Annotated in this window: 21 protein-coding genes; 6 read left to right on the top strand and 15 right to left on the bottom strand. The window is 69.7% G+C overall.

Annotated features, from left to right (window positions below; translation table 11 throughout):
- Window positions 1-10: 10 nt before the first annotated feature.
- The 5 genes from AB0E90_RS40405 to AB0E90_RS40385 are packed head-to-tail and all read right to left on the bottom strand — an operon-like array spanning window position 11 to window position 2,913.
- The gene (locus AB0E90_RS40405) at window positions 11-343 is read right to left on the bottom strand and encodes a VOC family protein (RefSeq protein WP_360417592.1); all 333 of its coding nucleotides are present in this window, start codon (window positions 341-343) and stop codon (window positions 11-13) included.
- Between the two features lie 11 nt (window positions 344-354).
- Complete coding sequence (locus AB0E90_RS40400) at window positions 355-642, bottom strand: metalloregulator ArsR/SmtB family transcription factor (protein WP_360417591.1); 288 nt, start codon at window positions 640-642, stop codon at window positions 355-357.
- A gap of 32 nt (window positions 643-674) precedes the next feature.
- Window positions 675-1,574, bottom strand: coding sequence for a hypothetical protein (locus tag AB0E90_RS40395; protein ID WP_360417590.1), 900 nt, complete (start codon window positions 1,572-1,574; stop codon window positions 675-677).
- The gene (locus AB0E90_RS40390) at window positions 1,564-2,061 is read right to left on the bottom strand and encodes a SigE family RNA polymerase sigma factor (protein WP_360417589.1); all 498 of its coding nucleotides are present in this window, start codon (window positions 2,059-2,061) and stop codon (window positions 1,564-1,566) included. Before AB0E90_RS40390 ends, AB0E90_RS40395 begins: the two co-directional genes overlap by 11 nt.
- A gap of 12 nt (window positions 2,062-2,073) precedes the next feature.
- The gene (locus AB0E90_RS40385) at window positions 2,074-2,913 is read right to left on the bottom strand and encodes an endo alpha-1,4 polygalactosaminidase (protein ID WP_360417588.1); all 840 of its coding nucleotides are present in this window, start codon (window positions 2,911-2,913) and stop codon (window positions 2,074-2,076) included.
- 153 nt (window positions 2,914-3,066) lie between these two features.
- Between AB0E90_RS40385 and AB0E90_RS40380 the strand changes: the two genes are divergently transcribed.
- The 3 genes from AB0E90_RS40380 (at window position 3,067) to AB0E90_RS40370 (ending at window position 8,343) form a co-directional block, all read left to right on the top strand.
- On the top strand, window positions 3,067-5,295 hold the full coding sequence (locus tag AB0E90_RS40380) for a rhamnogalacturonan lyase (RefSeq protein WP_360417586.1): 2,229 nt from the start codon (window positions 3,067-3,069) through the stop codon (window positions 5,293-5,295).
- A 64-nt stretch (window positions 5,296-5,359) separates the two neighbouring features.
- The gene (locus AB0E90_RS40375; protein WP_360417585.1) at window positions 5,360-6,811 is read left to right on the top strand and encodes a GGDEF domain-containing protein; all 1,452 of its coding nucleotides are present in this window, start codon (window positions 5,360-5,362) and stop codon (window positions 6,809-6,811) included.
- 2 nt (window positions 6,812-6,813) lie between these two features.
- On the top strand, window positions 6,814-8,343 hold the full coding sequence (locus tag AB0E90_RS40370) for a GGDEF domain-containing protein (protein ID WP_360417584.1): 1,530 nt from the start codon (window positions 6,814-6,816) through the stop codon (window positions 8,341-8,343).
- Window positions 8,344-8,355: 12 nt separating this feature from the next.
- On the opposite strand, the gene AB0E90_RS40365 is transcribed toward AB0E90_RS40370, so the two are convergent.
- Genes AB0E90_RS40365 through AB0E90_RS40340 form a run of 6 tightly spaced genes read right to left on the bottom strand, consistent with a single transcriptional unit; the run spans window position 8,356 to window position 11,443 of the window.
- Window positions 8,356-8,739 carry a hypothetical protein gene (locus tag AB0E90_RS40365; protein WP_360417582.1) on the bottom strand — a complete coding sequence of 128 codons (384 nt, stop codon included), beginning with the start codon at window positions 8,737-8,739 and terminating at the stop codon, window positions 8,356-8,358.
- A 2-nt stretch (window positions 8,740-8,741) separates the two neighbouring features.
- Window positions 8,742-9,362 carry a hypothetical protein gene (locus AB0E90_RS40360; protein ID WP_360417581.1) on the bottom strand — a complete coding sequence of 207 codons (621 nt, stop codon included), beginning with the start codon at window positions 9,360-9,362 and terminating at the stop codon, window positions 8,742-8,744.
- Window positions 9,359-9,565: a hypothetical protein gene (locus AB0E90_RS40355; RefSeq protein ID WP_360417580.1), complete on the bottom strand. Its 207-nt coding sequence runs from the start codon at window positions 9,563-9,565 to the stop codon at window positions 9,359-9,361. Before AB0E90_RS40355 ends, AB0E90_RS40360 begins: the two co-directional genes overlap by 4 nt.
- Entirely contained in the window at window positions 9,562-9,876 is a 315-nt protein-coding gene (locus AB0E90_RS40350; RefSeq protein WP_360417579.1) for a type VII secretion target, read from the bottom strand. Before AB0E90_RS40350 ends, AB0E90_RS40355 begins: the two co-directional genes overlap by 4 nt.
- Window positions 9,873-10,244, bottom strand: a complete 372-nt coding sequence (locus AB0E90_RS40345; RefSeq protein ID WP_360417578.1) for a YbaB/EbfC family nucleoid-associated protein — start codon at window positions 10,242-10,244, stop codon at window positions 9,873-9,875. Before AB0E90_RS40345 ends, AB0E90_RS40350 begins: the two co-directional genes overlap by 4 nt.
- Window positions 10,245-10,288: 44 nt before the next feature.
- Window positions 10,289-11,443 (bottom strand): ROK family protein, encoded by a 1,155-nt coding sequence (locus AB0E90_RS40340; RefSeq protein WP_360417577.1) that lies wholly within the window; start codon window positions 11,441-11,443, stop codon window positions 10,289-10,291.
- Window positions 11,444-11,557: 114 nt separating this feature from the next.
- Between AB0E90_RS40340 and AB0E90_RS40335 the strand changes: the two genes are divergently transcribed.
- Genes AB0E90_RS40335 through AB0E90_RS40325 form a run of 3 tightly spaced genes read left to right on the top strand, consistent with a single transcriptional unit; the run spans window position 11,558 to window position 16,888 of the window.
- A complete protein-coding gene (locus AB0E90_RS40335) occupies window positions 11,558-13,654 on the top strand; it encodes an alpha-galactosidase (protein ID WP_360417576.1) in 2,097 nt (698 codons plus the stop codon).
- 4 nt (window positions 13,655-13,658) lie between these two features.
- The gene (locus AB0E90_RS40330) at window positions 13,659-14,618 is read left to right on the top strand and encodes an acetylxylan esterase (protein ID WP_360417575.1); all 960 of its coding nucleotides are present in this window, start codon (window positions 13,659-13,661) and stop codon (window positions 14,616-14,618) included.
- Window positions 14,618-16,888: a glycoside hydrolase N-terminal domain-containing protein gene (locus AB0E90_RS40325; RefSeq protein WP_360417574.1), complete on the top strand. Its 2,271-nt coding sequence runs from the start codon at window positions 14,618-14,620 to the stop codon at window positions 16,886-16,888. Before AB0E90_RS40330 ends, AB0E90_RS40325 begins: the two co-directional genes overlap by 1 nt.
- Before the next feature lie 19 nt (window positions 16,889-16,907).
- Here AB0E90_RS40325 and AB0E90_RS40320 read toward each other — a convergent pair whose 3' ends face one another.
- The 4 genes from AB0E90_RS40320 to AB0E90_RS40305 all read right to left on the bottom strand — a co-directional run bounded on the left by AB0E90_RS40320 (window position 16,908) and on the right by AB0E90_RS40305 (window position 23,208).
- Window positions 16,908-17,318, bottom strand: a complete 411-nt coding sequence (locus AB0E90_RS40320) for a hypothetical protein (protein WP_360417573.1) — start codon at window positions 17,316-17,318, stop codon at window positions 16,908-16,910.
- Between the two features lie 2,375 nt (window positions 17,319-19,693).
- Window positions 19,694-21,358: an extracellular solute-binding protein gene (locus AB0E90_RS40315; RefSeq protein ID WP_360417572.1), complete on the bottom strand. Its 1,665-nt coding sequence runs from the start codon at window positions 21,356-21,358 to the stop codon at window positions 19,694-19,696.
- A 15-nt stretch (window positions 21,359-21,373) separates the two neighbouring features.
- On the bottom strand, window positions 21,374-22,261 hold the full coding sequence (locus AB0E90_RS40310; RefSeq protein ID WP_360417571.1) for a carbohydrate ABC transporter permease: 888 nt from the start codon (window positions 22,259-22,261) through the stop codon (window positions 21,374-21,376).
- Window positions 22,258-23,208 carry an ABC transporter permease subunit gene (locus AB0E90_RS40305; RefSeq protein WP_360417570.1) on the bottom strand — a complete coding sequence of 317 codons (951 nt, stop codon included), beginning with the start codon at window positions 23,206-23,208 and terminating at the stop codon, window positions 22,258-22,260. The genes AB0E90_RS40310 and AB0E90_RS40305 overlap by 4 nt, the downstream gene beginning before the upstream one ends.
- Window positions 23,209-23,279: the final 71 nt, after the last annotated feature.

Raw genomic sequence — 23,279 nt, 5'->3', positions numbered from 1 at the left:
CCGGCGGCGGTTACTGCTGGATCAGCGTCAGGACGTTGCCGGCCGGGTCGGTCACCTGTGCTTTCACGACCCAGCCGTTGTCGGTGCGCGGCATGAGCACGGAACCGCCCAGTTCGACGGCGCGGATCAGCGCCGCGTCGAGGTCGGTGACCGCGACGCCGATCGTCACCGAGGCCGTGCCGGCGTCGATCAGCGCGCCGTTCGGACCGCCGTCCGGCGTCTGCACCAGGGCGTAGCCGGGGCCCTTGGCGTCCACCCGCCAGCCGAGCAGGTCGGCGTAGAAGACGTGCTGCTTCTCCTCGTGCGGGCCGGTGATGTCGAAGTGCACGACGGGACTCTGCATGGGACCTCTCCTCAGGGCGTTTCGGTCGGGAACGAGGTCAGCCACGCGGCGAGCGCGGCGACCCGGTGCGGGTCGGCCCGGTACCACCGGAAGGTGCCCTCCCGGGTCAGCACGGCCAGGCCCGTCTTGCGCAGGACCTTGAGGTGCTCGGACACGCTGGCCGGCGCCAGGTCGAGCGCATCGGCGAGCGTGCCCGCCGGCATCGGCTGGTCCCAGCACCGCCGGAGTATCTCCCGGCGGGCGGGGTGGGCCAGGGCACGCAGCAGCTCGTCGGCTTCGTCGTCGGCGAGTGCGGTCACCGGGCCAACTATTTCGGATCAACCCGAAATAATCAAGACTCCGGATTCGATCGGTCGAGGATGTGCACGCCGGCCGCCAGGCGCAGGAGATCGGTGTGGCCGGTGAGCTCCAGGGTGGCGTTCCAGTCGGTCACGTCGACGTCGAGTTTGTCGTCGGTCAGCACTGCCTCGTAGGGGCCGACCTGCTCGTTCGGGGTGCCGAGGGCCAGCCGCTTTCGCAGGACGATCGTCACGGCGCCGCCGCCGAAGCTGATCCTCGACTCGGTGATCGTGTCGGCGGTCAGGCCGGCCGGGCTCAGGTCGAGCCGGAACGGTGCGGCCATAGCGACCGACGCCGGGGTGAGCGCGTCGGCGAGCGCCACGACCTGCTGCGGCGTGTACGTGTCGTCGGTCGCCAACCGGATCCAGCGGCCTGAGTCTTCCGGCCAGTAGACGGTGAGCTGCTTGGCGGGCCGCACGTCGACCGTACGGAGAGTGCCGCTCTTACCCCGTACCTCAATCTGTTTCTCGGAGGCCGTGCCGCTGAAGGCCGGTTTGGCGGCCGAGACCGTGACCGTGATGTCGGCGTGGTGTTGCTGTTCGGTCGCCTCGAAGAGCGCGATCAGGTCGCCGTCCTGCATCCGCGCGACCGGGGCGGTCATGCCCTCGGTGGCCGGAAGCGTGTAGGGGAATGCCGGCACGGTCCAGCCGGCCGAGAGCCGCACCGCCGGCGCGACCGGCGCGACCACCGTCACGGGTGGACGCTCCACCAGCGCGAACCCGGCCGGCACTCCGGCCACCAGCACGACCGCCGCGGCGGAGAGCGCGACCCGCCGCCGGCGGAGCTTCGCCGACCGGCGGTGCACCTCGGCCAGCAGCCCGTCGTCGACCGGCGCGTGATGAGCCGCCCCATGCAGTGTCTCGGCGAGCAGCCGGTCCAGCTCATCCGCCATCGCGCACCTCCTCCGCCGTCAGCATGGTCCGCATCCTGGTCAGGGCGCGGGACGCCTGCGACCGCACGGTCGACTCGCCGCAGCCGAGCAGCGCCGCGATCTCGTCGTCCGGCAGGTCGCAGTAGAAACGCAGCACCAGCACCGCCCGCTGGGCGCGCGGCAGCCCGGCCAGCAGCCGCCACATCTGGTCGCGGGCGAGCACCCGCTGCTGCGGCTCGAATCCGTCCGGGATCTCCGGCAGCTCGGCGACGATCGACTCGCGCGCCGACCGGCGGCGGCGCCAGGACAGGAACTGCCGGGTGATCGCCGTGCGGACGTACGCCTCGGCGTGCTCCATCGCGGTGATCCGGTCCCAGCGCCGGTGCATCCGGGCCAGGACCTCCTGCACGAGGTCCTCGGCCAGGTGGGCGTCGCCGCTCAGCAGGTACGCGAAACGGAGCAACGCCCAGCCACGGCCTTGCACGAATTCGTCGAAACCAGGGTTCAACTACGTTTCTTCTCAGCAGGTCTTGAAGACGTACGACCGGGAGCCCGGCGCGGTGACGTCGACGTCGCGCAGCACGATCGACAGCGTGCTGCCGTACTGCTTGCAGGCCTTCTTGAACTGGCTCGCGGTGTATTCGATCACGAGCACCCGGTTCCCGTACGTGGCGGTGTAGTTCTGGCATTCGTCGTAGTCCGCGCACTCCTCGGCGACCGCGAAGTCGAACCCGGCCTGCTTGGCCTTCGCGCTGCTCAGGTCGGCGGTGTTCTTCTGCCCGACAGCCAGCCCTTTGCCGTGCGAGTAGGAGATCAACGACGTCGCGTAGGCCAGCGCCTGGGACTCGGTCAGCAGGCCGCCGGAGCGGGTGTAGGCGTCCAGATTGTCCGGCTCGACGCCCTGGAAGCCCTTGCCCCCGCACTGGTCGATCCAGCCGCCCACGATCGTGGTCAGCGCGGCCCGCTTCGCCGCGGTCGAGTAGTCGAGCAGGGCCTCGTCCCAGTCCTCGTCGATCACGACGTCGCCGTTCTTGTCACGCAGCAGCAGATCCGGGTGGTTGGCCTCCCACCAGGACTCGTCGCCGGTCTGCGCCTGGAACGCGTTGACGTAACAGATGTTGTAGAGGCCCGGCGCCGCGGCGGCGTCGTGATCCCGGCTGACCACCGTGACCCCGGCCGGCGGCGCATACGGCTCACCGATCTGATAGTCGAACGACGCGTTGGCCGGCGGCGCGGCCCAGGCCACGGCGGCGGGGACGGGGGTGCTCGCGTTCGCCGTGCCGATCCCGAACGCGGTGGTGGCAACTGCCACCACCGCGACCACGATCTTGATCCCGCTGCGCTTGCGATGGGACGCCATTGCGGTGACTCCTCGAGTTCGGGGGTAACTCCGCACTCTCAACGCGATGAGCCGCCCATTCTGCTGCCACGATCCTGAAGGAACCGTTGACCAGAGATGGGCATCGATGGAGACTCTCCTGGAAAGCGCTTACCTCGGCCCGTGGAGACCCGGATGAGTCGTATCGCCCTCGTGGCCGCCCTGATCCTGGCCGGCTCGCCGGTCCCCGCCCAGGCGGGTGGTCGCGCCGGCATCGAGCTGGAACACCTCGACCGCGGCCTGGTCGCCGCGGCCACCGCCGAGGGCGTCTTCCTCAGCTGGCGGCTGCTCGGCCCGGAGGCCACCGGCCACTCGGCCACCGGCCTGACCGGCGCGAACTTCGAGGTCTACCGGGACGGCCGGCGGATCGCCACCGTCACCGACAGCACCAACTACCTCGACAAGGCCGGCACCCCGGCGTCGAAGTACCAGGTGGCGCCGGTCCGTGGCGGCCGCAGCGCCACCGCCACGCCGTGGTCGAGCAACCATTACGACCTGCCGTTGAACAAGCCCGCCGGCGGGGTCACCCCGGCCGGCGAGGCCTACACCTATGCGGCCAACGACATGAGCGTCGGCGACGTGGACGGCGACGGCCAATACGAATATGTCGTCAAATGGGACCCCTCCAACTCCAAGGACGTCTCCCAGGTCGGTTACACCGGGAACGTCTACATCGACGCGTACGAGCTGGACGGCACCCAGCTCTACCGCATCGACCTGGGCGTCAATGTGCGGGCCGGCGCGCATTACACGCAGTTCCTGGTCTACGACTTCGACGGCGACGGCCGCTCGGAAATGATGTTCAAGACCGCCCCCGGCACCCGGATCACCCGATACCGGCACGACGGCTCGGTGGCGTCCTCGAAGTACATCGCCCTGCCGTCGGCCGACCGGAAAGCCGGCTATCGCGATACCGACGACTACCGGATGAGCGCCGCCGATTATTACGAGCACGTGGTGCGGATGTTCGAGAGCTGGCCCGCACACCCCGAGGTGGTGGCCGGGCACTGGCCGGCGACGGTGGAGGAGGCGCTGGGCCTCGCGCCCGGTTACGGCGACGCGAGAGCGCTGACCGACTACTTCATGGACGTCTATGCGCCGGCCCGCAGCACCCGCAACGCGCTGCGCAATTTCGCCGGTTTCATCGTGGACGGCCCGGAATACCTGACGGTCTTCGAAGGGGCGACCGGCCGGGAGCTGCAAACCGTACGCTATAAGCCCGGCCGCACCGACGACGGCCTGATGTGGGGCGATTACGCGATGCCCCGGATCGAGCCGGGCAACCGGGTCGACCGATTCCTGTCCGGCGTCGCCTATCTCGACGGCCGGCACCCCTCGGCGATCTTCGCTCGCGGTTATTACACCAGAACAACCATCATCGCGTACGGCTGGAACGGTCACCGGCTCACCGAGAACTGGTACGTGGATTCGGGCTGGGTGCCGATGACGAATCCGTTCAACGACTCGCCGCACGGCCGGGACGGCACCGATCCGGAGTTCGCCACGATCACCACCCAGGGCGACCATTCGCTGAGCGTGGCCGACGTGGACGGCGACGGCAAACAGGAGATCGTCTACGGCAGCGCGACCATCGACAACGACGGCTCCCTGCTCTATTCGTCGTTCGACACCCTGCCCGAGGGCAGCGCCGCACCGGGCGAGTACGTGCGGCTCGGCCACGGCGACGCCATGCACGTCACCGACATCGACCCGAACCGCCCCGGCCTGGAGATCTTCACCGCGCACGAGGGCGCCACCTTCGCGCCGTACGGCATGGCCATGCGCGACGCCGCCACCGGCGAGGTGCTGTTCGGCGCCTACTCCGGCCGCGACACCGGGCGCGCGATGATCGGCGACGTGCTGCCGGAGGTCCCCGGCATCGAGAACTGGGCCAGCCTGCCCGGCGGCTCGGACGCGCTCGGCCTGCACAAGGCCACCGGCGAGGTGCTGACCACCGCCATCCCCGGCACCAACCAGAGCATCCGCTGGGCCGGCGACATGACCACGCAGATCCTCAACGGCGCCATCGACGTCACCCCGACCGTCGACGACTGGAAGCGCGGCCCGGTGCTGACCGCCACCGGCACGCTGGCCAACAACGGCACGAAGGGCACCGCTTCGCTGATCGCCGACATCTTCGGCGACTGGCGAGAAGAACTATTGCTGCGTACGGCGGACAGCTCCGCGATCCGGATATACCTGAGCACCGACCTGACCACGCACAAGCTTTACACCCTGATGCACGACCCGCAGTACCGCGTCGAGGTGGCCCGCCAGCAGACGACCTACAACCAGCCGTCCTACCCTGGCTTCTACCTGGCCTCCGACACCGACTGGTCGAAGGTGCCCCTGCCGCACCCCTGACAGCTCGGTCACGCCCTATGCCGGAAATAGTCAAGAACTCGGCGTAGCGTCCGATCAGAAGGGCGTGCGGCGTGCCGGCTGGTTCTGGTGGCTCGTGCTCGGGATTCCCCTAGCGCTGAGCTATGTCTGGCTGCCCCGATCCACGCCGGTCGCCTCGGTCTGCTTCGAGGGCCTCGGCGTACTGTCATCGATCCTGACCTGGATCGGCATTCGGCGGAACCGGCCCGCCGGGCCGTTGCTCTGGTACCTGCTTCTTGCCGGGATGGTGGCATCCGTCCTCGGCGACGCGATCTACGACTATCTGTGGACCTACCTTCGGGTGGACGCCTTCCCGAGCCTGGCCGACCCGTTCTACCTGCTGTCCTACCCGTTGACCGCGATCAGTCTGTTCCAGCTCGTCCGCGCCCGGGCGCACGGGAAGGACCGGGCCGGCCTGCTCGACGCGGCCGTGGTCTCCACCGCACTCGGGCTGCTGTCGTGGTCGTTCCTGGTGCGGCCGATCGCGGCCCAGTACCGGACCGGCGAACTCGACCAGTTGGTGGCGCTGGCCTACCCGGTCGGGGACGTCCTGCTGATCGCCATGATCGCCCGGTTGCTCGCCGCGGCGGGCGGCCGGTCCGTGCCGTTCTGGATGCTGGTGGTGGCACAGTTGACCCGGCTGGTGTCAGACATCAGCTTCAGTGTCTCCTCCGCGCTCGGAAGCGACGGCTGGTCGCTGTTCGACAGCGGGTGGCTGTTGACCTACATCCTCACCGCCGCCGCGGCCATGCACCCGTCGATGACGGTGCTCAGCACCCCGGCGACGCCCCCGAGTACCACCCTCACCACGCCCCGGCTGGCCCTGCTGACCGCGATGTCGTTGCTCGCGCCCGCGGTGTTGACCATCGAAGGTCTCATCGAGCCGACCACCATCGACTGGGCCGCGATCACGATCGGCAGCACCGCCCTGTTCCTTCTCGTCCTGGCCCGGATGCGCGGCCTGCTCGGCCAGATGCAGCGGCAGGCCGTGCAGCTCAACTCGCTGGCACACCTGGACGGTCTCACCGGGGTGCCCAACCGGCGCTCCTGGGATGACGCGCTCGAACGGGAGATCGCCGTGTCCCGCCGCACCGGGCGCTCACTCGTGATCGGGTTGATCGATCTCGACTTCTTCAAGAAATTCAACGACACCTACGGGCACCAGGCCGGCGACCAACTGCTGACGGACGCCGCGGCGAACTGGCGCGGTCAACTGCGCGAGGGCGACGTGCTGGCCAGGTACGGCGGTGAGGAGTTCGGGATAATCATCGCCGGGCTACCCGTCGACGAGGCCCAGGCGATCGTCGAACGGCTGCGCGGGAGCACACCCGGCGGCCAGACGTTCTCCGCCGGCCTGGCCCGCTGGCTCCCCCAGGAACGCGCCGACGAACTGGTACAACGCGCCGACCGTGCGCTCTATCTGGCCAAAGCGACCGGCCGCGACCGCATTGTCGCCGACACGCCGGACCCGGTTCTCGATCCCGTCGAGGTCAAGTAGCCATGCACGACGCGGCCATCGAACAGGCGTACCTCCTCATCGAGGCCGCGCAGGGGCAACACGACGCCGAGGCGGTGGAGAGCCTCGACCGGAGCGCCGCCGCGAACGGTTGGCACGACGTACGACTGCTGCTGCATTTCGCCCGCTCCCTCGCCTGCCGGGAAATGGCGGAGGACGACTCCGGGCACGTCGATGCGATGCTCAGCGCCGCCGTTCAACTGGCAGAACCCTCGCTGCTGGCGCTGTCGGGGGCGGTGAAAGCGGCCCGCAACGCCGACCGCAGGCGTTCGAGCATGGCCGGTGAGTCCGCGGCGAAGCTGCTGGTCGACGCCGTGGTGCTGCTCGACGAGATCAATCCCGCTCAGCCGGTGGTGCACCGGGTGGCGGCGCTGATCGAGGTCGCCAACGTGGCGCACGAACTCGGGTTCTGGGAACTGGCGCTCGAGTACCTCACCCTCGCCGAGCGGGCAACCACCGACGAGGTCACCGGCCGGTGGGCCGGCACCGCGGGCCGGCAACTGCTGGTCGTCACGGTCAACCGATGCGAGCTCATGCTGGACTGGTCCTCCGCGCTCGCCACGATCGGCGAATGGGAACAGGCCGCGGCTCTCGCCCGGTCAGCCCTGGCCGACAGCAGACCGGCCGGCTCCCACTGGCCACCGAGCTGGATCGCCCAATACCACGCCCAGCTGCACCTGATGGCCATTCTCGCGGGAATCGGTCCACCCGGACCGGCGCCCACCAACGTCGCCGCGCTGGGCGCCGCCATCCAGGCGGCACAGGCCGGCGAGGTCGCCCGCGCGGCCGCGCTGGCCGATGGCCCGACCGAACACGTCGAGGTGCACCTGCCGACCTGCACCCACCTTCTCGCCCTGAGCCTCGCCGCCCGGCGGCCCGGCACGACGCCCGCCGCGCTGCGCTACGGCGACCAACTGGCCGCCCTGAGATGGAACGACCGGCTGGACCGGATGGCCGGCATGCGGGACGCCATCGCCGTCGAACGCCGCCGCCGCGACCACGAACAACTGCGCCGAGCTCTCGTGATCGACGAACTGACCGGCTTGGCCAACAGGCGCGGCTACCACGCATATCTCGCCACCCTCGACGACCCGGACGGCCACGGGCAGAGCACCGACGCCGAATACGCCGCGATGATGATCGACGTCGACCACTTCAAAGGAGTCAACGACGGCTTCGGCCACGACGTCGGCGACCTGGTGCTCGCCCGCCTGGGCCAGATCCTCGCCGCCGAGGTGCGCCAGACCGACCTCGCCGCCCGCCTCGGCGGCGACGAGTTCGTGATCATCCTCGCCGACGTGGGCCCGGGCGTCCCCGAAGCCCGCGCCCAGCAGATCCTCCAGGCCGTACGGACGTATCCATGGGACGACCTGGCCGCCGGCCTGGCGGTATCGGTCAGCATCGGCGTGCATCACGGCGACCGCCGCCACCTGCCGGTCCTGCTGTCCGACGCCGACCGCAACCTCTATCAGGCCAAGAACCACGGCCGGGGCCGCGTCGCCGTCCACCATTGACCGCAACGCGGCCTAGAACGCGAGGTGGTCGGCGTCCGCGGTGAGGGCGATCAGGCGCTCCTCGTCGACCGACGGGATCGTGTACTGCCGCTCCCGGATGGTGGCGAGCAGTTCCGGCGGCAGGGTGACGTGATGACGCCGTACGTAATAGGACAGGTCCTGCCGCCACAGCCACTCGCCGTCGGTCAGGATCGACGACCCGCTGAGGATCTCCTGCGCGGGGTCGAGCACGTCCCGCTCGATGTCCATCATGTCGATCAGCAGATAGCCGTTGTCGAGGTATTGCGTCACCAGGTCGGCATCCTCGAGCGGCGCCCCGATGTGATCGGCGATGCGCTGCGGCGGCTCCGGGTGACGAGTCTGCCCGAGTTCGACGAACATTCCGGCGGTCCGCACGGTCAGCTCCCTGTGTTCCGGGGCCAGAAGGTGACCCACTTGCCCTCGGGAAGGTTGGGCTTGTTGGCGATCTTCGGCACGTACTTGCCGTCACCGTATATCGGCACGCCGACCGCCTGCGTCGGCGCCGTCACCGGCACGCCGAGCGAGTCGGCCACCTGCTGACCGGCCGGCACCATGCCGGGCAGATCGCCGTCCACCCGGCCGGTGTGGCAGGAGACCAGCCGGACCGGCTGCCCGGGCACGTAGTTCGGGTTGTCCCGCACGGCCTGCGCGATCTGCTCCGGGTTCGTGTAGTTGTGCGGGTACTTGCCGCCGTCCTCGCCGACCACGCCGGGCCGGAAGGTGCCGTTGGGTTCGCCGTGCACGACCACGTCGTGAACGCCCGGCTCCGGCTGGACGTGATCGAAGTTGCGCATCGTGCTGCTGTCGTACCCGACGGCCGTGGAGTTCGGCCCGTGATAGACCGGGTCACCGGTGGGCAGGTAACCGTCCGGCGGCCGGGTCGGCGTCTGCGGGCGGTCGCCCGGGTTCTTCCAGTCCGACCGCTTGCCCATGTCGGCGAGGTCGTCGCCCTTGGCGCCCTTGCGCAGCCCCCGGATCGCCTCGCCGAGCTCCTTCATCGCGTGTACTGCAGGAGCCCGCCGATCGGGTCGGACACGAACGCCAGCGCGTCGAGGGCGCCGCCGGCCACGCCGAGCGCGCCGTCCACCCACGATCCGCTCTGCACGGCCTGGTAGATCTGCTGGAAGTCCTCGATCGGGGCGATCCCGGTGAACGCGCCGGGCCCCGCGGTGGAGGGCGCCGCCACCAGCGGGTTGGTCACGGCAGCCGTCCGCTGCGGGTGATCGCGTCGGCGCTGTTCGCGTCGACGGACTCATATTCGTCGACGGTCGCGCGCAGCTTTCCCGCGGTGTCCTGCAGGTCGGCGGCGCTGTCCGCGATCCCCTGGATCAGCACGTCCTGCAACACCCCGAGCAAGGGCGGAAGAAAACTGCAGATCTGCCCGTACGCGTCACCACCGGCCCGCACCGTGCCACCCGCGTCGCCCGCTTCCTTGACCCCGTCCCCGATCGTGGCGACGGTTCGCGAGTGCGCGGCCAGGTCCTGCGTGATCACCGAGAACTGGTCGGTCACGCCGGCTCCTCCCCGGTCCGGTAACCCTTGAGGACGGCCTTGCCCGCCTCCGAGTCCGCGCCGAGCGTGTCGCCGACCGCCTCCTGCACCTTCCCGGCCAGCGCCACCCGGGCGGCCGCGATCGTGGCCAGGATGTCGCGTGCGGTCTGCGCCGCCGGCTGCCGCCGGGTGTCCTCGTCGAGCCGGAGATCGGTGAGCTCGCCGGACCGCCCGACGGTCACCTCGACGAGCCGGTCCTGGCTGCGTGCCGTCGCCGTGAGGCCGGCCATCCGGCCGGCGAGCTCGCGTGCCTGCGCCGCGCGCCGCTCGAAACCGGCCTGCCAGTCGTCGATGGTGCGTTCCGCGTCGTCCCAGTTCCCGTCGAACACAGCGCCTCCCGATCGATGACGATCATCGAGCATAGGGGAGGCGCTCAAGCGGCGACGAGGGCCTTGATGCTGACGGTGGCGGCGCCGCGCGCCCACTCCTCGAACGGCAGCGGGCGGATCGACAGCGGGCAGTCGGCGGCGGCGCCGAAGGCCTGGCGCTGGAACCCGGCCCGGATGTGCGGCTCGAACAGGTCGTAGGCGGACAGGCCCTCGCCGGAGACGACGATCCGGGCCGGGCCGACCAGGTTGGCGACCGCGGCGATGCCGGCGCCGATCGCGTCGCCGGCGCGGGCGAAGACGGCGCCGACCGGGGCATCTCCCCCGCGGGCCAGCGCCACCGCGTCGTCGAAGGTCAGGGTGGGGCGGCCGGCGACCTCCCGGGCCCGCCGGACGATGGCGTCGGCGCCGGCGACGGCCTCGACGCAGCCGCGGCTCCCGCAGTGGCAGGCGGGGCCGTTCGCGTCGAAGCTGACGTGGCCGATCTCGCCGGCCACGCCGTGCGCGCCGGAGACGAGCCGGCCGCCGACGATCAGGCCGCAGCCGATGCCCGCGCCGACGGTGACGAGCGCGAAGGAGTCGGCGCCCACGCCCTCGCCGAACCACTGCTCGGCGGTGGTCAGCGCCTTGACGTCGTTCTCCACCGTGACGGTCAGGCCGGTGATTTTCTCGGCCAGTTCCCGCAAAGGCACGTCACGCCACCGCAGGAACGGCGAATATCGCACCAGGCCGGTGGAGTGGTCGACGTCGCCGGAGACGGCCAGCCCGAGCCGGCGCGCGCGGGCCCGGTAGTCGCCGGGGCCGTCGAGCAGGTCGTCGACGAGCTCGCCGATCTGGGTGAGGACGTAGTCGACGTCGGCCGCGGCCAGCCGCCGGTGCGCTGCGGCCCGGACCTCGGCGCGGAGGTCACAGACCACGCCGATGAGCTCGTCGCCGGTAACCTTCACACCGACGAAGAACTCGCGGTCGGCGCGGATGGCCAGCGGGCTGGCCGGTCGCCCGGCGCCCGGCCCGGTGCGCTCGGTGGCGGCCAGTTCCTCGAGATAGCCCATCTCGATGAGCGGGCGGGCGGCCTTGGTGACGGCGGCGGAAGAGAGATCGAGCCGGCGGGCGAGGGCGACGCGGCTGATCGGCCCCTCGGTCAGGACGGCCGTGAAGACGGCCGTCACCGCGGGAGCCACGGACTCGCCGTCGGGAAACATGGCCGAAATCTATGCTCAATAATTTCCTTCGTCAAGTATTGATTTCGCTACGAAAACGGACCTACGCTCGCCACGCTCATCGGCTGCCCTCCCCTCTTCACCACGAGGATCCAGATGCCCGACCTGCTTTACCAGCCTGACCAGCGCCTCTGGCTGCTGCGCACCCCGTCCACGGCGTACGCCGTCCGGCTCGACGAGGACGACAACGTGCGGCACGTGCACTGGGGCGCGGCGCTGACCTTGGCACAGGCGACGGAGCTGGCCGCGCGGCCAACGGCGGCGGGCAGCAGCTTCGACTCGGCGGGCGGGGCCGAGGAGCTGACCGCCGAGGGCGGCGCGCGCTTCGGGGCGCCCGGTCTCCAGGTGCGCTTCGCCGACGGCGGCCGCGGCGTCGAGTGGCGCTACGCCGGGCACGACGCCGGCGAGGGTCACCTGCGCATCCACCTCGACGACCGGCACTACCCGCTGCGCGTCACCCTGCACTACCGGGTGCACGACGACAGCGACGTGATCGAGCGCTGGACGACCGTCGAGAACCGCGGCGACCGCGAACCGATCACGGTGCAGCGGTGCGACAGCGCGGCCTGGAGCCTGCCGCGCCGCGTCGACTACCGGATGAGCCACCTGGTCGGCGGCTGGAACAGCGAGTTCCAGCTGCGCCGCGCCCAGGTGCCGACGGCCGAGACCGTCTTCACCAGCCGCCGCGGCATGACCAGCCACCACGCCAACCCGTGGCTGGCCCTCGACGACGGCACCGCCGGCGAGGAGCACGGCGAGGTGTGGAGCACCGCGCTGGCCTGGAGCGGCAGCTGGCGGATCACCCTGCAGCGCGACCCGGTCGGCCGGACGAGCTGGACCGGCGGCCACGGCCACGAGGGGCTGACCTGGTCGCTCGCGCCCGGCGAGACCCTCGAGACGCCGGTGTTCGCCGGCCTGTTCACCACCGGCGGGTTCGGGGCGGCCTCCCGGGCCTGGCACGACCACGTCCGGCGGCACGTGCTCACGCATCCCGGCGAATCGCGGCCGGTGCTCTACAACTCGTGGGAGGCGACCGGGTTCGACGTCGACGAGGCCGGCCAGACGGCCCTCGCCGCGCGGGCGGCCCGGCTCGGCGTCGAGCTGTTCGTGGTCGACGACGGCTGGTTCGGCGGCCGGGTCAACGACCACGCCGGCCTCGGCGACTGGACGCCCAACCCGGACCGCTTCCCCGACGGCCTGCGGCCACTGTCGGCGCAGGTGCACCGGCTCGGCATGCGCTTCGGCCTGTGGGTCGAGCCGGAGATGGTCAACCCGGACAGCGACCTCTACCGGACCCATCCGGACTGGGTGCTGCACATGGCCCACCGCGGGCGGACCGAGATGCGGAACCAGCTCGTGCTCAACCTGGCCCGGCCGGACACCGCCGCCTGGGCGCACGCGTGGCTCGACCGCCTCGTCGCCGAGAACGACATCGACTTCCTCAAGTGGGACGCGAACCGGGTGTTCACCGAGGCCGGCTGGCCCGGCCACAGCGACCCGGACCGGGTGTGGATCGAGCAGACCCGGGCGGTCTACCGGATCATGGACCGGCTGCGCGCCGATCACCCCGGTCTGCGCATCGAGGCCTGCGCCGGCGGCGGCGGGCGCGCCGATCTGGGCATCCTCGAGCGCACCGACCAGGTGTGGACGTCGGACAACACCGACCCGGTCGACCGGATCGGCATCCAGCACGGGTTCAGCCAGCTCTTCCCGGCGCAGGTCATGAGCGCGTGGGTGACCGACAGCCCGAACGTGGCCACCGCCCGGCGGACCCCGCTGCGGTTCCGGTTCCACGTGTCGATGGCCGGCGCGCTCGGCATCGGCGGCGACCTCGCCCGGTGGACCGAGGACGAGCTGAAGGAAGCCACCGCGCTGATCGCCACCTACAAGCGCATCCGGCCCGCGGTCCAGCACGGCACCGCCCACCGGCTGGCCGGCGACGGCACGCTGACCGCGGTGGGGTACGCCTACGAGGACCAGTTCGTGGTGCTCGCCTGGTGCCCCGCGCGACCGTTCGGCCACGGGCCTGGGCCCCTGCGACTGACCGCGCTCGATCCGGACGCGACCTATCGGGACCAGGACACCGGCCGGGTGCACTCCGGCGCCGTACTCCGGCAATCGGGTCTTGATCTTGATCTGCCCGACGGGGACCATGCCAGCGTCCTCGTCCACCTCGTCCGCATCGGAGGCTGACCCCGTGGCCATGTTCGACCTCCCGCTCGAGCAGTTGCGCGACTACCGTCCGGCGCTCCCCGAGCCGGCCGACTTCGACGCGTTCTGGCAGCGCACGCTGGCGTCGGCCCGGCAGCACGACCTGGCGGCCGAGCTGACCCCTTACGATGCGCTGCTGCCCGGGGTGCGCGTGTCCGATGTGCGGTTCAGTGGCTACGACGGGCACAGAGTCGCGGCCTGGCTTCTGTCGCCGGCGGGCGCCGACGGCCCGTTGCCGTGCGTCGTGCAGTTCATCGGCTATGGCGGCGGCCGCGGCCGGCCGCACGAGTGGCTGCTGTGGCCGGCCGCCGGCTATGCCGTGCTCGTCGTGGACTCCCGTGGCCAGGGCGACGGCGACACGCCCGACCTGCCCGGCGACAGCACGCCGCAGCACTCCGGACTGCTGACCCGGGGCGTCCTCGACCCCGAGCAGTACTACTACCGCCGGCTGTTCACCGACGCGGTGCGGGCGGTGGACCTGGCCGCCACCCTGCCGGGCGTGGACCCGGGCCGGATCGTGGTGGCAGGCGCCAGTCAGGGCGGTGGCATCGCGCAGGCGGTGGCCGGGCTGCATCACGGCGTCCGCGGTGCGCTGATCGACGTACCCTTCCTGACCCACTTCCGGCGGGCCGCCGAGATCACCGACTCCCACCCGTACCGGGAGCTCGCCGTTTTCTGCGCGACCAACCGTGACCGGGTCGAGCAGGTCTTCGACACGCTGGGTTATTTCGACGGTGTGCATTTCGCCGCCCGGGCCACCGCGCCGGCGCTGTACTCCGTCGGCCTGCAGGACGACGTCTGCCCGCCGTCCTGCGTGTACGCCGCCTTCAACCACTACGGCGGCCCGAAGCAGATGCAGGTCTGGTCGTTCAACCGGCACGACGGCGGCGGCACCTTCCAGGCGCCGGTCCAGCTGCGCTGGCTCCGCGATCTGGTGACGGCCTGATGCCGGCCGGCGAACTGTTCTACGACAGGCCCGCGGAACGCTGGTTCGAGGCGTTGCCGATCGGCAACGGCCGGCTCGGCGGCATGGTGTACGGCGGCGTCGGCACCGAGATCATCCGGCTGTCCGAGTCGACCGCGTGGTCGGGCGCGCCATCGGAGGGTGACGTGAGCCCGACCGCGCTGCGTGAGCTGCCGGCCATCCGCGAGCTGCTGTTCGCCGGTCAGCACGCGCAGGCGCAGAAGCTGGCCGCGGAGCATCTCCCCGGCCGGCCGGCATCGTTCGGCACCAACCTGCCCCTGCCCCGGCTGCGCCTCGACCTCGACGACGACACGGCCGGCAACTACCGGCGCGCTCTCGACCTCGACACCGGCATCGTCCGGGTCGAGTTCGATCAGAACGGCACTCATTTCGTACGCGAGGCGTTCGCGTCCCACCCGCACGGCGTGATCGCGCTCCGCATCACGGCGGACCGGCCGGCGGCCGTCAGTTTCGCCGCCACGCTGGATGACACCGTCCTGCCCGGAACCACCACGGCCACGGCGGACGGTCTCGCGTTCCGCGGCCGCGCCGTCGAGACCCTGCACAGCGACGGGCAGCAGGGCACCGCCCTGGAGATCCGGGTCCGGTTCGAGGTCGAGGGCGGGACGCTGCGGCGCGACGGTGACACGGTCCGGATCTCCGGTGCGGACGCGGTCACCGCGGTCGTGGCGGTCGGCACCGACTGGGCCGGCGAGGACCCGGCCGCCCGAGCCTCCGTGCCCGTTGCCGGCTACGACGAGCTGCGCGCCGCTCATGTCGCGGACCACCGGCGCCTGATGGGCCGGGTGTCGATCGATCTGGGCGATCCGGTCGCCCTTCCCACGGATGTACGCCGGGAGCGTCTCGCCCAGGGCCACCGCGACGACGATCTGATCGCCCTCTACTTCCAGTACGGCCGCTACCTCACCATCGCCGGCTCCCGCGCGGACTCGCCGCTGCCGCTGGCGTTGCAGGGTGTCTGGAACGACGGGGTCGCCAGCAGCATGGGCTGGTGCAACGACTTCCACCTGGACATCAACACCCAGCAGAACTACTGGGCCACCGAGTCGGGCAACCTCGCCGAATGCCACGCCCCGCTGGTCCGTTTCGTGCAGAACCTCGCCGAGGCCGGCCGGAGCACGGCGCGCCAGATGTACGGCGCGGACGGCTGGGTCGCGCACACGGTCACCAACGCCTGGGGCTACACCGCGCCCGGCAGCGGCATCGGCTGGGGCATGAACGTCACCGGTGGCGCCTGGATCGCCCTGCAGCTGTGGGAGCACTACGAATACGGCCTGGACGAGCGCTATCTCCGCGAGCAGGCCTACCCGGTCCTGCGGGAGGCCGCCCGGTTCATGCTGTCCTACCTGACGCCCGAGCCGTCCCACGGCTGGCTGGTCGCCGGCCCCGCCGAATCACCGGAGAATTGGTACGTCGCGCCGGACGGCACGCCGTGCTCGGTCGCGATGGGCAGCACCGCCGACCGGGTCTTCGCCGAGGCGATCTTGCGGATCTGCGCCCGGGCCGCCACCATCCTCGACGTCGACCCCGAGCTGCGTTCGCGCGCCGAGGCGGCCCGGGAGCAGCTGTCCCCGTTCCGGATCGGCCGGCACGGCCAGCTCCAGGAGTGGCTGGACGACTTCGACGAGGCCGACCCGGCTCACCGGCACACCGCCCACCTGTGCGCGCTGTTCCCGGAACGCCAGATCACCCCGCGCCGCACCCCCGACCTGGCCCGCGCCGCCGAGGTCATCATCGAACGCCGGCAGCAGGCGCCCGGCTGGGAGCAGACCGAGTGGGGCGAGGCGAACTTCGCCGCCTTCTACGCCCGCCTGCTGAACGGCGACCAGGCGCTGGCCCACGTGACCCGGCTGATCGCCGACGCCAGCGAAACCAACCTGCTGAGCTACTCGGCGGGCGGCATCGCCGGCGCCCCGCAGAACATCTACTCCTTCGACGGCAACGCCGGCGGCGCCGGCGCGATCGCCGAGATGCTGCTCCAGTCCGACGGCGACGAGATCGAGCTGCTGCCCGCCCTGCCCTCGACCTGGCAGAACGGCGAGGTCCGCGGCCTGCGCGCCCGAGGCGGCTTCACCGTCGCCCTGAGCTGGCGCGACGGCCGCCTGCACCAGGCCCAGGTCCACTCCGCCACGCCCGCCCGCACCCGCCTGCGCTACCGCGACGCCACGATCGACGTCGCCTGGAATGCGGCGGAAGAGCTCACGATCGACGGCCACCGGCTCGTCGCCTGAACAGATTCGGCGGTCAGGGTCAGCCGATCGCCTTGCAGTCCGCGGCGGTGGTGCCGCCGGCGAGCTCCTTGCCGTCGGCGGACACCACGCTCACCGAGCCGACACCGTGGCTTGAGGCCTCGTTGGCCGCGTTCTGGCAGAGGCTGGCGGCCTGATCGCCCTCGTCGGCTCCGAGCGACGTGGCCACCACCGCCTTGTCGCAGGTCGGCACGTCCACCGAGGTCACCGCGCCCATCCCGGTCAGCGACGCCTTGATCTCGGCCTGCGCGGCCCCACAGTCGGCCGCGGCCGCAGCCGTGGTGCCGGTCGCCGCGGCCGCCGGCGCGGTGGTCGGGGCACTGCTGTCGGCGGCGTCCGATCCACCACACCCACCGGCGAAGCCGAGCAGAACCGCAAGACCGGCGACGGCAACAAAAGAATTCACTCGCATGACCCGAACAATGGCACCCCGCAAGCGATCATGGCAATAGTCGGTGCGGATTTTGTTTGGTGTTTGGCTTTCCTTTAGAACAATTATATAAGATGAGCGATAAACCATTTGGCCGAGCGAAAGTATAGCTATCGAGCCACCCACTCACGCGAAACTCGCCGCCTGCACCGATCCGCCCAGGTCGCAGGGATTCCGATGGCCGGCTGCCCCGGCAGCCGGGCAGCGCAGCGGAGCCGAGCCGCACTTGGCCCGGAACATTCGCCTGGCTTCCGCCCTCCTCAGCCCACTCGCGGCCGGACCGTGGCGGCGAGACTCTCCTGATCAACCGCGCCGGTCAGGGTAGGCCACCCGGCACGGCTCAGCCCAACCGGCGCGGCTCAGCCCAACCGGCGCGGCTCAGCCCAACCGGCGCGGCTCAGCCCAACCGGCGCGGCTCAGCCCAACCGGCGCGGCTCAGCCCAACCGCGCGGCCCGGCAAACCGGTGCCGCCGGCCACCGAGCGATTCGAGAAGCCCATCTTGATGCGGCGGCTGACCCTTGCTGCAGTCCAGCCCCGTTCGTTGGCGGAAGTTGCTTCCAGGAATGGTCATACAACTGATTATCTGTCGCCGGTTCGTTTCCGGGATTGGCATGATCAATCATTGGCGGGAGCGATGCGCGGCGCGGGAGAATATGTCCATGCGGTACCAGCAGATGCAGCTATTCACCCGACCGGTGACCACTGCCATGCGTGACCGCACAAAAGCACGAAACTATTCGCCGGAGAAGGATGAGTTCCGCCGCGACCACGCCCGAAGGCGGCGTTGGGGGCTGCTTCGGCGGCACGCCCAGAAGTTGTGCCGTTCGCAGGGTTGCTCCCGTGAGTGCGCCGAGGTGGGCCTGCACGATTTCGCCGAGCTGGTCCCGCCGCTGATCTGGCCGGAGGGGGCGACCCGCACCCGGCCGCCATCACCGACAAGTCCAAGCCATGCCCCCTCAGCCAACCCGGCCGGGGCCCCGCAAAACCCGGCCCCGGCCGAGCAAGCCCCGACCCCGGCCGAGCAAGCCCCGACCCCGGCCGAGCAAGCCCCGACCCCGGCCGAGCAAGCCCCGACCCCGGCCCCGGCCCCGGCCCCGGCCCCGGCCCCGGCCCCGGTCGAGCATGGACCACCCCCAGCCGAACTTGGCCCGATTCCGGCCGAGCACGGACCGGCGGCAGGCGGCAAACAGCCGACCCGCCGGCCTGTCGAGGCTTGTCCGCCGGCTTCCGCACGTCGGCCGAAGACCGCGCGGCATGGCGAGCCCGCGCACCGAACAAAAGAAACTGCCCGACCCAGGCCGCGTAACGCACCGAACCAGCCGCACACGCCAAGCCCACAAGGCCGGACCAGCCCACCCGACCAGCAGAAACCACAGCCCACACCAGACCCGCACGCCGACCAGTACAGGCAGCGAGCGCCAAACCCGCGACGCATGACCAGCCCACACACCGGACAGCAACCGCTACCCAGACCAGACCCACACCCAGAAGCAGCACCGCGGCCAGGGCAAGCCCCACACCCAGGACCAGCGCCGCCGCGAGGACCAACCCCGCCGCCAGGACCAGCGCCGTCGTCTGGCCAAGCACCGCCGTCAGGACCAGCGCCGCCGTCGGGGCAGCATCGCGGCCAGGGCCAGCACCACACCCAAGGCCGGCATCGCGGCAAGGGCGAGCATCGCGGTATGGGCCAGCACCGCACGGCTAACCAAAACGGCACTGCACGCCGAGTCCGCGGGCCGGGTGCAGTCTGCGCGGCCAGCAGGACTGCTGCCCTGGCGCGCAGGGCTGGGAAGCGGCCAGAAACGGGGGTGCGGTGGGCGCGCACGCTTGCTGCAGGTCGGCCAGCTGCGAAATGCGCGGAGCCGACGTCGAAGCCCACCGCCCCACGCACGGTCCCCAGGAATGGGCGGAGTCAGCCCGCAGGCCGGGCCACTACTGCCCGACGACTACAACAGCTGGCGTGGTCAGGCACAGCAGGACAAACCACGCCAGCCGTTCGATCGGTCCGGGTCCGGGTGCTGCGCGGCGTTTGTCCGGCAGGTCCTGCCTGCCTCGGGCGGCAACGCCGCCGAAGGCGACGTGGCGGCCCAGGTGCCGCCGGGGCGATCGGCGCCGCCATCGGGCACGGAGTGGTGTGCTCGCCTGCGGGAACGGAGTGAAGAGCGGGTCACATCGTGTGGGAGGTGGGGACGTCGTCGGTCGTGATCTTCCGGAGCCTGTTGAACGCGGAGCCGGCAATCGCGTCGGCCCCGACGCTTGGCGATGGGCCGTTTCGCCGTCGATCGGAGGCGGGGCCGGTTCGTGGGCGGGGTGGGAAGCGGCCCCGCCGGCCACCAACGGCCGGCGGGGCTTGGTGTTACTTGCCGGTCTTGTACTTGTCGTAGGCCTGCTGGTTGAGGTCGAGGTAGCGCTTGATGCCGACGCCGTCCAGGCCCTGCACCCAGGTGTCCCAGTCGGTGTCGATGTTCTTCGTGCCGGTGATGAAGGCCAGCTCGCCCTGGCTCACGTAGCTGTCCAGGTTGGTCTTCAGCGTCGCCATCTCGGAGACGGTGGCCGGGTCGGCCCAGATCGCGGCCTCCGGGAAGACCTGCGCCTTGTCCACGTGCGGCTCGTACTGCTGGGTCGCCTGGAACAGCCGCCGCTCGAGGCCGGTCTCGGCGTAGATGTCGGCCGGCACCGCCTGGGCGTTACGCAGGGCCAGCGTCATGTTGTACTGCCCCAGCGAGTTCCACGAGATGTTCTTCGGGACGTTCGCGCTGGGCAGCGGCTTCCACGTCGGCTGCACCTTGGTGTCGAGGGCGACGTCGCCGGCCTTCGGCTTCTCCCAGCCGACGCCCTCGGGGCCGCCGTTGACGATGATCTGGCCCTCGTCGGTGTAGATGTAGTCGAGCATCTTGAGGGCGGCGATCCGCGCCTCCTTGCTGGACTTGTTGGTCAGCATGAAGGTGTAGCCGATCGAGGTCGGGTTGTTGTAGCCGGTGTAACTCTTGCCCGACGGGCCGGTCAGCGGGGGCACCGCGTCGTACTGCTTGTCCCGGCCGTCCTTGGAGCCGAGCTGGACGAAGATGCCCGGCCACAGCACCGGGGCGGAGCCGATCTGGACGGCCGCCGGGTTGTTGCCGATGGCCTGCAGCGCCTCGGCGTTCTGGGTGAACGAGCCCTGGTCGATCAGGCCGTCCTTGTAGAGCGAGCTGATGTATTTCAGGCCCTCGCGCCATTCCGGCTTGTCGACCGGGGTCACCACTTTGTCACCGTTGAGTGCGAGCAGCGACGGCACGCCGTTGTTGGCGCCGTACGGGGCATAGGCGAACGCGCTCATCAGGAAACCGATCAGCGTGCTGTCGCCGGTGTCGGTGGTCATCGGGATCTCGTCGGCCTTGCCGTTGCCGTTCGGGTCCTGCGTCTTGAACGCCTTCAGGACCGTACGCAAATCTTCGGTGGTCTTCGGGGTTTGCAGATTCAGTTTCTTCAGCCAGGCGGAATTGAGCCACAGCTTGTCGGGATAGGTGCAGTGGTAGCAGTCGGACCACTGCGGCAGGGCGTAGATGTGCCCGTCCGGCGCGGTCGACATCGCCTTGAGCACGCTGTTGGAGTCCAGCGCCTTCTGCAGGTTGGGCGCGTACTCCTTGATCAGGTCTTCCAGCGGGACCGCGACGCCCTGCTGACCGAGCTTCTGGACGTCGGTCTTGGTGAACGCGTCGACCCAGGGAATCAACAGGAACATGTCCGGGTAGTCGCCGCTGGAGATGGCGATCTGCCGCTTCTCCTTGGCCGGCCCGGCGTCGTACGTGGTCGTCTGGAACTGGAATTTGATTTTGAATTTGTCGCTGAGCAGCGTGGTGATCGCGTTGGTGTCGAGCTTGGTGTCCGGGTCGGCGGGCGCCAGCGCCGAAATGATGACCTTGTCACCGTCCATCTTGGCCTTGGGGGCGCTCTCGTCGCCGGCGGAGGAGCAGCCCGCCGCCACCATTGCCACGGCGGCCGCAACCGCGCTGATCTTGAAGGGGGAGTTGAGTTTCATGAGTGGTCCAATCCGTCAGCCCTTGACCGCGCCGACCATCACGCCTTTGGTGAAGTGACGCGCGACGAATGGGTAAATAATGAGCACAGGAAGGCTCGAAACAACGATGAGCGCATATTTGAGGACGTTGGCCAGCTGCAGCTGATGCATTTGCTGGGCCAGGTCCACGGCGCCGGTCCGGCTCTTGTCGAGAATGAGCATGTTGCGCAACACGATCTGCAACGGATACAGATCGGGATCCTTGAGATACACCAGCGCGTCGAAATAGGTGTTCCACTGGTAGATCGTGTACATCAGGGCGAGGACGGCCAGCAGCGGCTTGGACAGCGGGAGCACCACCGACCGCAGCACCCGCAGTTCGCTCGCCCCGTCGAGCATCGCCGCCTCGTAGAGCTCGTCCGGGATCGAATTGGCGAAGAAGGTGCGGGCGATGATCACCTGCCAGACGCCGATCGCATTGGGGATCAGCAGGGCCCAGCGGGTGTTCAGCATGCCGAGGTCGTGCACCACCATGTAGGTCGGGATCAGGCCGCCGGAGAACAGCATGGTGAAGACGAGCAGCGTCATCAGCACGTTGCGTCCGTAGAAGGTCTTCCGGGACAGCGGATACGCGATCGCCACCGTCAGGGTGACGCTGATCGCGGTGCCGGCAATGGCGTAGACCAGCGAGTTGTAGTACCCCTGCAGGACCTCCGAGTTGCTCAGGGCGGACCGGTACGCCTCGGTCGAGAATTCGACCGGCCAGAAGCTCACCCGGCCCGCGTTGACCGCCTCCGGACTGCTGAACGAGCTGGCCACGATGTAGATCAACGGCAGCAGCACCAGCACCAGCGCGACCACCAGCATGAGCTTGACGACGATCAGGAAAATGCGGTCGCCGAGCGGTTCCTGGACCTTGTTCATCGCCACAATCCGCTCCCGGTGACTCGCTTGGCGATGAAGTTGACGGTCAGCAGCAGGCCGAGGTTGACCACCGAGTTGAACAGGCCCACGGCGGTGGCCATGCTGAAGTCCGCGTTGATCAGGCCGGTTTTGTAGACGTACGTCGGGATGATTTCCGACTGCGCCAGGTTCAGGTTGTTCTGCAGCAGATAGGCCTTCTCGAACCCGATCGCCATCATGTTTCCGGCGGCCAGGATCAACATGACCACCGCGGTCGGCATGATTCCGGGCAGGTCGATGTGCCGGATCCGCTGCAGCCGGCTGGCTCCGTCGATCCGGGCCGATTCGTGCAGTGCGGGGTCGATTCCGGCGAGCGCGGCCAGATAGATGACGGCCGAATAACCGGCGGTCTGCCAGACGTCGGTCCATACGTAGATGTGCCGGAAGAAGCCCGGATCGCCGAGGAAGTTGATCGGGCCGACCCCGATCTGCCCGAGGCCGTCGTTGACGATGCCGATCCGGGGCGACAGCACGAGGATCGTTATCGAGACCACGACCACGGTGGAGATGAAGTAGGGCGCGTAGGTGACCATCTGCACCGTGCGTTTGAACCAGCCGTTGCGGATCTCGTTCAGCGCGAGGGCCAGGACGAGCGGCACCGGAAAGCTCGCCAGCAGTAGATAGAACGACAGGATCAGGGTGTTCTTCAGGAGCGTGCCGAAGACCGGGTTGCTGAACAGCAGTTGGAAGTTCCGCAGGCCCACCCATTGGCTGCCCCAGGGGCCCAGCACCGGGCTGTAGTCCTTGAATGCGATGACGCTGAAGCTCATCGGGATGTATTTGAAGATGACGAAGTACGCCAGCGGCACGCTGATCAGCAGGTAGAGCTGCCAGTGCAACCGCCAGGACCGCTGCGCCTGGGACCAGCGGCTGCGTCGAGGCGCTCGCGCGCCGATCTGGGGAAACATGGCCGAAACGTAGGCTCAATAATTTCCTTCTTCAAGTATTGATTTCCGTAAGCGGCTGGCCTACCTTTCGG

The organism is Actinoplanes sp. NPDC026619, assembly GCF_040638295.1.
In the GTDB taxonomy this organism is placed as follows: Bacteria; Actinomycetota; Actinomycetes; order Mycobacteriales; family Micromonosporaceae; genus Actinoplanes.
This window is presented reverse-complemented; position numbering and strand designations above follow the sequence as displayed.